The 11957-nt window shown below is 62.3% G+C and carries 13 protein-coding genes; 6 read left to right on the top strand and 7 right to left on the bottom strand.

The window, feature by feature from the left end:
• Positions 1-32 precede the first annotated feature (32 nt).
• Positions 33-329 carry a lactococcin 972 family bacteriocin gene (locus ICM05_RS12870; RefSeq protein ID WP_188022679.1) on the bottom strand — a complete coding sequence of 99 codons (297 nt, stop codon included), beginning with the start codon at positions 327-329 and terminating at the stop codon, positions 33-35.
• 279 nt (positions 330-608) lie between these two features.
• On the opposite strand from ICM05_RS12870, the gene ICM05_RS00905 reads away from it, so the two are divergent.
• A complete protein-coding gene (locus ICM05_RS00905) occupies positions 609-1232 on the top strand; it encodes a hypothetical protein (protein ID WP_188022678.1) in 624 nt (207 codons plus the stop codon).
• A gap of 11 nt (positions 1233-1243) precedes the next feature.
• On the opposite strand, the gene ICM05_RS12865 is transcribed toward ICM05_RS00905, so the two are convergent.
• Complete coding sequence (locus ICM05_RS12865; RefSeq protein ID WP_353055381.1) at positions 1244-1438, bottom strand: OsmC family protein; 195 nt, start codon at positions 1436-1438, stop codon at positions 1244-1246.
• Complete coding sequence (locus ICM05_RS12860) at positions 1435-1719, bottom strand: hypothetical protein (protein ID WP_353055776.1); 285 nt, start codon at positions 1717-1719, stop codon at positions 1435-1437. The genes ICM05_RS12865 and ICM05_RS12860 overlap by 4 nt, the downstream gene beginning before the upstream one ends.
• A gap of 192 nt (positions 1720-1911) precedes the next feature.
• Between ICM05_RS12860 and ICM05_RS00895 the strand changes: the two genes are divergently transcribed.
• A complete protein-coding gene (locus ICM05_RS00895) occupies positions 1912-2358 on the top strand; it encodes a VOC family protein (protein ID WP_188022677.1) in 447 nt (148 codons plus the stop codon).
• Positions 2359-2478: 120 nt separating this feature from the next.
• On the opposite strand, the gene ICM05_RS00890 is transcribed toward ICM05_RS00895, so the two are convergent.
• The 4 genes from ICM05_RS00890 to ICM05_RS00875 all read right to left on the bottom strand — a co-directional run bounded on the left by ICM05_RS00890 (position 2479) and on the right by ICM05_RS00875 (position 7021).
• Positions 2479-4257 carry an ABC transporter substrate-binding protein gene (locus ICM05_RS00890; RefSeq protein WP_188022676.1) on the bottom strand — a complete coding sequence of 593 codons (1779 nt, stop codon included), beginning with the start codon at positions 4255-4257 and terminating at the stop codon, positions 2479-2481.
• Positions 4258-4422: 165 nt separating this feature from the next.
• Positions 4423-5559 (bottom strand): C45 family peptidase, encoded by a 1137-nt coding sequence (locus ICM05_RS00885; RefSeq protein ID WP_188022675.1) that lies wholly within the window; start codon positions 5557-5559, stop codon positions 4423-4425.
• The gene (locus tag ICM05_RS00880) at positions 5556-6431 is read right to left on the bottom strand and encodes a polysaccharide deacetylase (RefSeq protein WP_188022674.1); all 876 of its coding nucleotides are present in this window, start codon (positions 6429-6431) and stop codon (positions 5556-5558) included. Before ICM05_RS00880 ends, ICM05_RS00885 begins: the two co-directional genes overlap by 4 nt.
• A gap of 134 nt (positions 6432-6565) precedes the next feature.
• The gene (locus tag ICM05_RS00875) at positions 6566-7021 is read right to left on the bottom strand and encodes an Lrp/AsnC family transcriptional regulator (protein WP_188022673.1); all 456 of its coding nucleotides are present in this window, start codon (positions 7019-7021) and stop codon (positions 6566-6568) included.
• Between the two features lie 226 nt (positions 7022-7247).
• Here ICM05_RS00875 and ICM05_RS00870 point away from each other — a divergent pair, with 226 nt between their 5' ends.
• From ICM05_RS00870 to ICM05_RS00855, 4 genes are read left to right on the top strand one after another with little or no spacing between them, the layout of a single operon-like run.
• Positions 7248-8828, top strand: a complete 1581-nt coding sequence (locus ICM05_RS00870; RefSeq protein ID WP_188022672.1) for an APC family permease — start codon at positions 7248-7250, stop codon at positions 8826-8828.
• Positions 8825-9604 (top strand): SDR family NAD(P)-dependent oxidoreductase, encoded by a 780-nt coding sequence (locus tag ICM05_RS00865; RefSeq protein ID WP_188022671.1) that lies wholly within the window; start codon positions 8825-8827, stop codon positions 9602-9604. The genes ICM05_RS00870 and ICM05_RS00865 overlap by 4 nt, the downstream gene beginning before the upstream one ends.
• Positions 9605-9655: 51 nt before the next feature.
• A complete protein-coding gene (locus tag ICM05_RS00860) occupies positions 9656-10711 on the top strand; it encodes an aromatic ring-hydroxylating dioxygenase subunit alpha (RefSeq protein ID WP_188022670.1) in 1056 nt (351 codons plus the stop codon).
• Positions 10689-11675 (top strand): PDR/VanB family oxidoreductase, encoded by a 987-nt coding sequence (locus ICM05_RS00855; RefSeq protein ID WP_188022669.1) that lies wholly within the window; start codon positions 10689-10691, stop codon positions 11673-11675. Before ICM05_RS00860 ends, ICM05_RS00855 begins: the two co-directional genes overlap by 23 nt.
• The last annotated feature ends 282 nt before the right edge of the window (positions 11676-11957 follow it).

Below are 11957 nucleotides of genomic sequence, written 5' to 3'. Positions count from 1 at the left end.
CCGCTCGTGCGCTGGAGTGTTAACGATGTCGCTTAGCTCCTATGGAAGTAGGCGGTGTTTCCTGTCTTTGTTCTCGCTACGGATGCGTGGGACCATCTTCCTCGACTGATACCCCATGCCTTTTCGGTCATTCCATACCCATTGCGTGCAGTTGACCCGTGCCGCTCACGTGGATGGTAATAGTCAGAATAAGTGGAAAGCCGGCCTACCCCATACGACCAGGTGCCTCCTTCGGCACCTCTAGTGACCGCATTTGCGGCGCTGCCGCCGGTGAGAGCAGCGCCTCCAATCGCGAGTACAAGGATCATGGCCTTCGTTTTGGTGTTCATTGCTTCACTTTCTGCGATGTGACTGCTTTAACGGAATGGCGCAGCTGGGACCTCTTCCAGGGAAGCACTGCTTTTGGTTCAGCGGTGAAAAGCCGTGAAATGTGCGCCAGTTCTCAGCGAGTATAGGTTTCCGCTTTCGGCGTGAATGGCAGGGCGAGCAACGCTTTCACCTGTCTTGGGAATGCTGTTTTTTGGCGTTCAGATTGCATCATCTGGGTGGAAGGCACGGTCTAGCTATTACTTTCTTGTAGTCACACGCACCAGACCGTGAGGAACACAATGAATGTTATGAACTATGCCAAAATGCCCGTCTTCATTGGCGTTCTTGGGATATCTGTTGCGTTCTTGGTCGGTTGTAGTTCGGTGGCTTCAAATACAGATTCAAGTGAAGTAGTCGCGCGTGATGGGACGACCTTTGAAGGGGCCTGGGCAGCGGAATTTGCAAGAGAATACGAACGCACTTCGGGTCAGGAAGTACGCGAAATTCTGAGTGATGGTCAGATTGCCGATGCTGAGCTGCAGTCGACAACAGAATCGTTTCGTTCCTGCCTAGAACAACTTGGAATAACCATTGTTGATTTCAGCAGTCCAACTGAAATCATCTACAAAGCTCCAAAGAGCCTGGGTGGTGCGGCACGTGAAGATGAACTTGTCACAGCTTGCCTGGATGAGACAGGGCAGGAGGTGGTCTCGTATCTTTACAAGGCGACCAGGGAGAACCCCACTAACAAGGACGAGCAGGAAGACTACGTCGCCTGCCTCATTCGGCTCGGAGCAGTCAGCCCAGATTTCACCGTTCGCGATTATCAATCTGCGTTACCACGTGACTGGTATACGGTGCCTGAAGAAGAGGGTGATGTGGCGCTCGATAAGTGCTACGCGGACCCGAAAGGCGCCAGATGACGAGCCGCCGCTCAGGCTACTTGCGCCTGGACGATCGTGACCTCGTGATGGACTGGCGTGTTCACTGAGCGGGCGATGAAACAGTAGTCAGCGACGCGAGCGTGAAGTTCCTCGGCGAGCTCGGGGTCGCTTTCGGCGGTGATCGTCACGGTCGGGTTAAGCGTGACGCTCTCAAACTGTCCCGCACCAGACATCTCTTCGATCATGACGCCAGTGGGTGATCTTCGTAGGCAGTTACAACCACGCCTGCCTGCGCGGCGAGGCCGAGGTACCAGAGCATGTGGCACTGCGACAGGGCTGCGATGAAGAGCTGTTCGGGGTTCCATCGATCCGCGTCCCCTCTGAATGCTGGATCAGCCGAAGCTGCGATGGGTGGGAGGCCGAACGCCGAAATATCGTGATTACGCGAGTAGCCGCGGTGCTGCTTTGTGCCTTCTCCGGTGCTACCCGTCCACTTGATGGCGATTTCGTAGTTGTGGGTGCGCATGGTGTCCTTCCTAAATCGCGATGAGCGCATCGCAGGTTGCGAGAATGTGAAGCTCGGTGGCTTTGCGGGCTAGCCCACAAGCTACGTCAATATACCGATGAGCCTGCGATCTCAGAATCGGTACCGTTAAACGCAGACGGGAAGGTGCTCATCGGAGCCCCGGCCCAGTTCCCCAGCAGTTAGGAAAGAACAATGGCGTTGAACCTCAAGCGCATGGATAACATGGACATCCTCACGAACGACCTGCCGAAGCTCGTGGAGTTTTACCACGAGACCCTCGGCCTGCCGTTCTTCCTGCCATACGAGGAAACCGATGTTCCTGAGGAACAGTGGGCTGGCATCGACTTCGGCAACGTCGTCCTCTACATCTTCCACACGACCAACACGGGCAACGTGTTCCGCCGTTCATCGGTCAACCTCGAAGACCCCGTCGGTCTCGACTCCTTCGCCTTCGAAGTTGAAGACCTTGACGCAGCAATCGCTGAGCTCGACGGCAAGGTCGATTGGGTACACGACGACGTGACTCCCTGGCACCACCCCTCTGGCGTGTGGTACCGCTACCGTCCCTTCTTCGATCCCGACGGCAACATGATCTACATCACCGAGCCCCACACCGAGCTGGCGCGCGCGGGCAAGTAACCCACGTCGGACCGCACATCGCAAGTACCCACTCGCGGTCCGCACACATTGGCCGGTGTCTGATTCTCCGTTCGGAGTCAGGCACCGGCCTTCCTTATTTCGGGTTGCATAGGGCGCGGATCACACGCCCCAGCGCAGCTCCCCGTCGGTGTACGGTGCGGGTCCGAGGCACACGTGCTCACCATCCTGTACCTGGAAGATGAGCTGCGCGTTGCCGAGCGAGGGGTCGTTGGTTTCTTCGGGGTAGGCGACCGTCGACTGTAGTCCTGCCGGGAAGTTGTAGCTGCCGTTGACCCCGCGGTAGCGGGTACTGCGCAGGGCGTCGAGGGTGCCGGTGATGTCGCTGGGATCCGCCGTCCGCTGCCACGCGGTCGCGATGATATTCACCATGTCGTATGCGAGCCCGGCCTGGGAGAGACCGGGTGCAGACCCGTACTCCGCGGTGAAGGCGGCACGGAACTCAGCGCCAAATGGGTCGCTGTAGGTGCCAGAAACCGTCGCCCACACGATGCCCTCTGCGGCTTCGCCCATCTGCTCGACGAACTCGGGAACCGACGGTGCATAGATCGTGTAGATCACTGACGGGCAGCCGCCCTCGTGCAGCGCGAGCAGGAGCCGTGACAACACTGAGGGCAGGAACTCTGAGACCACCAGCACAGTCGGCGGATCACGCAAGATGCTCGCAGCGAGTTGATCGGCCGATCCTGCGCCTTCGAGCGATGCATCGAGGGCGTCGACCCCCTGCACGTGCCATTCGCTATTCGCGAGGCGTGCGAGGGTCTCGGGGTCTGCGATCTGCCCGCTATCGGCGGTCGTTTCGATGAATCGGATTGACGGAGTACTGGCGTCGCGGCCGGCGGGCTGGTCCTGTTCGATCTTCCCGGCGAGCATACCCAAGAACCGCAACAGTCCCGGCCCATAGTTACTCTCTGGCGGCACGCACTGGAAGAGGCCTCTGAAGCGGTCGGGATCCGCGCGCAACGTCTCGAGATGACGGCTCGAAGTCATGGTGTGCAGCACCGGGATACCGGCAGCTGCGACCTCCGCGAACGCAGTCTCCTCGTGGAAGACATAGCTCATGAGCGCCGCGTGTACTTCCTGCGCGCGGACCTCGGCAAAGGCGCTCTGAATACCCGCCGGAGTGTAGATGTCGGCGTCGATGAGTACCGGCTCGATGGGGCGACCGCGTACGCCACCGCGCGCATTGACCTCGGCAACGGCAAGCAGTGCTCCATGCCGTGACTGTTCGCCGTCGTGACTCGCGGGTCCGGTCGCCGGGTGGACGAGAGCGAGGCGGATCGCCTGCGGGCGGGCGGGCGTCGCTGTGTGCGTGCCGAGGAGCAGGCTGTCTTGCAGCGACTCGGTTGCAACATCGCGCATGATGTCTGCGACATCGAGCGTCCCGAGCATCACGGGGGAGACCGGCATGGGGAGCCGCAACCAGCCCTGCTGCACGGCGAGTACTCCGGCAGCGGTGCGACTGATGGCGCCGAGCTTGCCGCGAATAGTTTCCACTTGGGTCGAAACGGTGCGGGGGCTCGTGAAAAGCGCTTCGGCGATGGCGGGGTTGGAGTGTCCTGCCGCAACGAGTGTGAGCACCTCAATCTCACGCGCGGTGAGCCGATGCGGCAGCTCGACAAGCGATGCTTCGACTAGCGTGACCGCGGTCGCTGCAGCGTACTCTGCCGTCAGCGTCACGGTGAGCCAGCGGCGGGAGGCCGGCAGCTCAAGTAGGAATCGCAACCGATCGTGCGGAGTCTGCCAGAGGCGCCGAGCGTACTTGAGGAGCTCGGTGGTGTCGACGGCCTCCTGCAGCAGCGGGCCGACGTGATCACCAATGTCCGTGGTGCCCTCGGCCTGCAACACGAACCGAAACCCACGTGCGGGTTCAGCCACCATTTCCCAACACCTCAGCTCTGAGTCTTCGCCAACAATCGGTCCCGCCAGATCGCGGGTGCCCTAACTGTAGCCGCAAGATCGAGCTATTTCTGAATCGAGATTCAGGGGGCACTGCAGAAAACGCGGGAGTCTGTCCCGGGTATTGGCGCAGACTCCCGCGGAAAATCAGGCGTCGGTAGCGCCAAGGAAATCCGAGTAATCGATTGCGGCCCACGGTGCAGAGCACGGCGTGCCCTCCGCGAGGTGCAGGGTGCGGGTTGCTGGCTCCATGATCGCCGACACGAGGGTCGCCCACTGCGCTGCGTGATCCGCGCGCTCGTCGGGATGACAGCAGATTGAACTCGGGTAATCCGTGTGGTCTGAGAGCGCGGATCGGAGCTCCGACACGGAAAGCGGTGACGGCGCGGCAACCACGGTGCGCTCGAGGCGGCCGTATCGCACGAAGCTGTCGGACATGCTCGAGGCCGCGAGGTCGTGGCCGCCGGTCGGAGTGCGTACGAAGTGGTTGGTGTGGATCACAGCGCCGTTCGACGCGATGAGCGGATGCACGGTGCGAGCGTCGCCAGGTGCGGTCTCGACGCAGAGGACTGCGCCATCAGCGCTGCCGACGATGTAGTTACCCGACGAAGCGCGCGGCACGGTCGACAGCACCTCGACGACGTCTGAGACATGCTCGGCATCGGCAACCGCGCGCACGAGCACGTGGAAGGGCACGCCTTCTGCGCCACCGTCGAGCGAGCACACGATCGTGTTGATTCCGATAGCCATGCCTGCAGCGTTGAGAGAGGTCTTGGCGAGCAGGCCAGCTTCGACGACGGTGACATAGTTGGGTGCATCGCTGCGCTCGACCTCGAGCACGATAACGCCGTCTGCGAGTACTTCGAGCCAATCCCAGTTCTGACCAACGAGCGCATTGCCGTCAGTGGTGCGATCGGGGGCGAGCGCAAAGCTCGAGCATTCGCCACGCGCCCAGGAGGCGAGCGAGCCGGCCTTCGCGGTCGCCGCGCGCCAGAGAATCTCCGTGCGGCAGTTCATCGCGAGTACGTCTTCAAACGGCAGACCGGCACCCTCAGCGATGCCGTGCAGCTCGGCGAGGAGCTCGGGGAAGTAGCGCTCGATTGCCGGCACGAACCCGAGCGCAAAGGTGACTGCGTCGCGCCAAGCGACGCCCTTTGCCGCGAACGCGCGTTCGTAGCCGTCACGAGTGCGGGCGATCTCGAGGCTGGCGAGCTCACCGTACTGGCGCGAACGCGTCGCTGCGTCGCCGGAAACGCGGTAGCGAGGGTAACGGGTCTCGGTCATGCGCGTGCCTCCTTGGCGGTGGGTGCGAGGTTGATCGCGGCGATGCGATCGGTGAAGCCCTCAGTGTTGAGTGCGAGCGGGCCGTGCTCGCGAGTGTACGTGACGATGTCGCGGGTGGGGGCGATCCACGCCCCGGTCGCGGCAAGGTGCGACAGGACGCGGTCAAGGAACGCGAGGCGTGAGGGGCGTCCCGAGAGGAATGGGTGGAACGTCACCATCGCGTGGCCGCCGAGCGCAGCGATGCCATCGATCTCGGGCAGCCAGACGTCGAGCACCTCGCGCGGGGCGCGGATTGTCTTCTCCCAGGTGTCGTTTGCGAACCAGAAGTGGGGTGCGTCGTCGAGGATCCATGAGACCGGCACCTCGACGAGATCGTGCGTCTCGTGCTGGTACGGCAAGATGTGATTCAGCAGGTTGGAGCTGTACTCGAGGCCAGCCTCGGCGAGGAAATCGAGCGAGTGCGGCGTGAATTCCCACGAGGGGGAGCGGTAGCCGGTGACATCGGCGCCGAAGCTCCGCAGTGCCGCAAGGCCATCGTGCAGTTCAGCGCGCTCTTCCTCCGGTGTGAGCGTGGTGGGGTTGGCGTGCGAATGCCCGTGGTGTGCGACCTCGTGGCCGTCGGCGATGATTGCGCGGACGGCGTCCGGGTGGCGTAGCGCGTCTTTGCCAGGGATGTAGAACGTTGCGGTGATGCCGTGCTTGCGCAGGAGCCCGAGAATGAGCGGGACGCCAACGGTAGGGCCGTAGTTCGCCTGCGAAAGCACGCCTGGCGCATTGGCATTGGCCGGATTCTCTCCGATCATGAGTTCTTCAGCGTCAAAATCGAAGCTTACGGTCGCCGCGTAGGGGGCGCCGCCAGGCCAGCACGTCATGGGGATCTCCTTTGCACCTGCGCAGGGGAAAGAGACCTGCGCGCCCTCCAGCTTTCCGGAGAATTGGTGCCAGTGACATGGGTCGAATGACGTAAAAATGCGCACGCATCGCAGGCGCGTGCGTGTCGGTGGTGCTAGCCGCGGTTCCCGTAGCCGAGCTTGTGCACGCGCACGATCGGTGCGGTCGACATTGCGGTGACGCCAGGCAGGGGCGCGATCTGGGTGTTGATGATCTCCCAGAGTTCTTCGTTGTCGCTGCAGAGTACCTCGAAGATGATGTCCGACTCGCCGAGCACACTCGAGACGTAACTCACTTTCGGAAGCGCGACGAGTGCTTGCACAATCTCGTCGTGGCTGCCGGGTGCGACCTTCAAACTCACGAGGGCGAGCTGCGTGTTGTCGGTGTCGTGCGGATCGGCAAAGGCCACGATCCGAAGTGTGCCCTGATCAGTCAGTCGTCGCATGCGGGTGCGGATCGTTGCCTCAGGCGTATCGAGGTTGCGGGCGATCTTGCGGATCGACCGTCGGCCGTCCTCTTTGAGCTCTCGAATGATGTTGCGGTCGAGAGCGTCGAGTGATTGGGCAGCCATGTAGCCAGTGTAGCGAGCCGCCAGTGTCACGCGGAGTTCAAGATATACGCAATAATACTGATCGTGAAGTTGCGCATTTCGTGATTCCATATCCAAATTACGAAGAAATGCGCAAGTTGCGCAGGGGATTCCGCACACGGTCGTGCATGCGAGCTGTTGTTCAGAGGTGAACGGCAGTTTGTGAAGGCCGCGGCGCGGCCCAGTCAGTGTCAGAGAGGACAACGACGTGAACGAACAGACAACCGGAGGCACGGCGACAGCCGAAGCCCCCGCTGGCGAAGAATACGCGCAGACCCTGCGCTGGTGGGATGGCTTCACCATCAGCCTGTCGATCCCCGCAGCGCTGTTTATCGGTATGGGATATGCAATCGGCGCGGTTGGCGGCTGGGTCACCCTCGCACTCCTTGCGACCGTCGCCATCATCGCCTGCCTGCAGAACTTCATCTACTCAGAGCTGGCAGGTATGTTTCCGCGCATCGTCGGTGGCATCGCCGCGTATGCGAATGAAGCGTGGCGAGGCCGCTCGACCATCCCCGGCCCGATCGCAGCATTCGGCTACTGGTTCGCGTGGTCGAGTTCGCTCGCCATCTACGGAATCCAAATCGGCTCACTCGTGCAAGCACAGTGGTTCCCCGACCAGACCTGGACAATCTCGACCGGACTCGCAGAGGTTGGCTTCCCGCACATGGTCGGACTCATCGTGCTCGTACTTGGTTGGGTGCTCAACATTCTTGGTATGCGCATCGCCATGTGGCTCATGTACATCACGGGCGCAATCGTACTCATCCCCATCATCGTGTTCGCTGCCGCATCATTCTTCAGCGACCAGTGGTCGGTGAGTAACCTCGAATGGGCGCTGACCGACAGCGGCTTCGGCGGCGGCCAGACCTGGATCGCCTGGATGTTTGTCCTCGCATGGTCGGTCTATGGCGTCGAAGCGGTCTCGTCGTTCACCCCCGAGTTCAAGCGCCCGGTATCTGACACCCGTCGCGCACTCCGTATCGCGGGCATCTTCGTGATCTTCGTCTACATCCTGGTCCCGCTCGGAGTCGGCGGCCTCGCAGACCGCCAGGACGTCATCAACAATCCCGTGACGTTCTACAGCGGCCTGTTCGACAAGCTGCTCCCGGGGAGTGGCGTCATTGTGACGCTCTGCCTGATCGCTGGCCTCATGCTGCTCATGATGATGACCACCGCAGACGGTGGACGTGTGCTGCAGGGCAGCGCGGAGTCTGGCCTCACGATCCGCCAACTCGGCGAACTCAACCGCTTCGGCATGCCCGCGCGCGCGATGACGTTCGACCTCGTGCTGAACATCTTCTTGATTCTCTTCATCGGCGAGGCGCTCGCCGTCATCACCGCGGGAATCATGGGCTACATCCTCTGCCACATCCTGGCGCTGTCTGGCTTCATTCTGTTGCGGATCGACAGACCCAATGCGCCACGGCCGATCACGCTCGGTATGGGATGGATCTACATTGCTGCCGTGCTCGTGGTTGTCGACGTCACTGTATGGGTGGTCGGCATGGCAAACGCCAACATCACCGGCTACGGCGGACCGCGCGAGATCTTCATCGCGATTGGCGTACTCCTGATCTCGCTCGTGCTCTACGCGATCCGTCGCGTGGTGCAGGACAAGCAGCCGTTCGTCTGGCGCAACCCGCGCACGGCCGAGGAGCTCGCCGAAGTCGAAGCCCCCGCGCGCGAGCTGGCGGACCGCGGCGAGGACGCCGTGATCGCGGATCGCGATGCCCCAATCCCTGCTGCACACCAGCCCGAACTCATCACCGAGGGAGAAACCCGATGACCCCACTCGCATCACTCAGCGATCTCAGCGATCTCACTGGCCGCACGGCCGTCGTGACCGGCGGCGCTCGCGGCATGGGCGCGGCGCACGCCGAGGCGCTTGCAGCCCGTGGCGCACGCGTGCTCATCGCAGACCTAGACGCAGAGGTGCACGACACCGCTGCCGACCTGACCGCTCGCGGTGGCGATGTCGCCGGCGTCGTGCTCGATGTCACTGCCCCAGACGCGGCAGACACCTTGCGCGCTGCGCTTGCTTCGTTCGCTGGTGGATCCGCCGCCCTCGACATCCTCGTGCACAACGCGGGCATCATGCATGACTGGCGTGAGCTCGACGTGACCGAGCCCGATGAGTTGGACCGCTATTTCCGGGTGAACGTGAAGGCGCCATACGCGATCACGCGCGGCCTCGTCGATCTGCTGCGCGCGAGTGAGCATGCCCGAGTCATCATCATCTCGTCGACCTGGGGGCAGGTGCCCGACGGGCACTCGTTCGGCTACATGATTTCGAAGTCAGCGCAGCTCGGACTCATGAAGTCGCTTGCGGCTGCCCTGCTGCCTGACGGAATTCTTGTGAATGCAGTCGCACCAGGATCGATTCACACGCGCATGATTCCCGACGAGTACTACGACGTTGAGGTCGCCTCTGTCCCGCTCGGCCGACTCGGCAAGCCTGAGGAGATCGCTGAGACGGTCGCATTCCTCGCCTCGGACAGTGCCGGATTCCTCACGGGCCAGACCCTGTCGGTCAACGGCGGCGCGCTTCGCGTCGGCATCTGACCTCGCTCACCCTTCGCTTCTCACGACACCGAAATACCTAGGAGAAATCTCATGGCGGCAACGCTTCTCACAGCTGAGACACACGAAAAGAAAACGAACCGGGACCTCGTCGAGCAGGCCATGCGCCACAGCTGGTTCCCCGTCGCTCGTTCGGCAGACCTCGTCGCTGGCGGCAAGCCGGAGGCGGCGGTGCTGCTCGGCGTGCAGCTCGTCGTCTACCGCGACGGCAACGGCAACGCGGCTGTCGCGTCGCGCCGCTGCCCGCACCGTGGCGCTGACCTCTCGATTGGTGAGGTACACGAGTCGTCGATCGGTTGTCCGTACCACGGGTGGCAGTTCTCGAGTGGTGACGGCCTCTGCGTGCGCGTTCCCTCGATCGAGGATCAGGGCAAGATTCCGCCCAAGGCTCGCCTGAAGACCTTCCCCGTCGAGGAGCGCTACGGCCTCGTCTGGACCGCGCTCGAGGACCCCATCGAGCCGCTCTACCAGCTCCCCGAGTGGGAAGCAGAAGAGTTCGTCTGGCTCCAGGCAGACCCGCTCGATTCACCCGTTGGCGTTGCGGTGACCGTCGAGAACTTCCGTGACGTCGCGCACTTCCCGTTCGTGCACAAGGTGTCGATGGGGCCGACCCCCGAGGTCGTCGAGCCGCTCAAGGTCACCCGCGACGGCAGCCACGTCTGGATGACCCGCGAGCTCAACGCTGGTACCGGCGAGTGGGCTGACGATGGTGACGCGACCATGAAGTACCACTGCGTCGCACCCGGCCTCTCGTCGATCACCTACGACTACGAGCAGTTTGGCCGTCGCGTTGTCGCGGGCTTCCCCTGCCCGATCTCGTTCGAGCACGTGAAGATCTTCTGGGGTGTTGCGAACGCCGTCGATTACTCTGGCGCGACGCTCGAGCACAACCTCCACATTGAAGAGGTCGTCTACCTCGAAGACATCCCCATCGTTGAGAACCTCCAGCCCCGCGAGGTTCCCTGGGATGCCGAGGTTGAGGAGTTCTCTGCTCCCGCCGACATCTTCACGCTGAACTACCGCCGTGCATTCCTGGATCTCGCGCGCCGCACTGAGGAGAAGTTCTATGGCAGCAACGCTGCTGAGTAGCACCCACGTCGCCCCGACCCACCGCGTCCGCGTGGAGCGGGTGCGCGACGAGGCCATGGGCATCCGCTCGTTCCAGTTCGTGCCTGTCGACGGTGTGCCGCTCTCGGGGTGGAAGCCCGGCGCGCACGTTGACGTGCATCTGCCGAGCGGAACGATCCGCCAATACTCGCTCTGCGGTGACCTCACCGACCGCGAAAGCTATCGGATCGCAGTGCTTGAGATCGTTGATGGCCGTGGCGGATCCGTCGAGGTCCATCGCGAACTCACCGAGGGCGCTGTGCTCGAGATTGGTGTTCCCCGCAACGACTTCCGACTGCAGGACGCTCCGGCGTACCTGTTCATCGCTGGCGGTATCGGTATTACGCCGATCCTCGCGATGATCAAGGAGGTTGCCGCGGCCGGCAAACCCTGGCGTCTTGTCTACGGCGCGCGCTCGGCGGCGAACTTCGCGTTCACCGAAGAGATCGACGCGCTCGCGGCGACGACCTGGGGTCGCGTGGACTACGTGCCACAGGACACCGCGGGGCATGCCGATCTGCCGACCCTCGTGAAGAACTCGGTCGGACACGGCGTGTACTGCTGCGGTCCCGGCCCGCTCATGGATGCGCTCGGCGCGGAAATGACCAAGCAGGCTCGGGGGAGCGACCTCGTGATCGAGCGGTTCACGCCGCCCGAGATCGTCGTCGCAGACGGGGCCGGCTCGTTTGAGGTAGAGCTCACCGAGAGCGGCGTGACAGTGACCGTCGAACCTGACGTGTCAATTCTCGAGGCCATTCGCGACGCTGGCGTCGACGTTCCTTCCTCGTGCGAGATGGGCATCTGCGGCACGTGCGAGACGCGCGTGATCTCAGGTGACATTGAGCACAACGACTCGCTGCTCACAGACGACGAACGCGATGCGGGCGACGTCATGATGATCTGCGTCTCACGCGCGTGCTCACCGAAGCTGGTGCTGGCTCGGTAGCGCGTGTGGCCGCGCGCGTGCGCTCACTGACGTGACGCGGTGACTTCGGTAATGGCGCCGTGACGTTCCTTATATATAGGGGTGTCACGGCGCTGTTGTGTACGCCAAAACGACAGGTGTTTTTCTACGAGCGGCGTAAGTCTTTCATGAATTGTGTATTGCGTCAATGGCGATACTCACAAAAAGTGGCTGATCAGCGCCCAGATTGCCAAAACCGTATCAACTGATACGGTGGAGAGGTTGCCAGTGTGTGATCGGTTGAGACTCCGCGAGTCTCCCTGA

The organism is Leucobacter sp. cx-42 (genome assembly GCF_014529985.1).
GTDB lineage: Bacteria > Actinomycetota > Actinomycetes > Actinomycetales > Microbacteriaceae > Leucobacter.
Note: the sequence above shows the minus strand (reverse complement) of the source record. Positions and strands in the feature narration are given on the sequence as shown.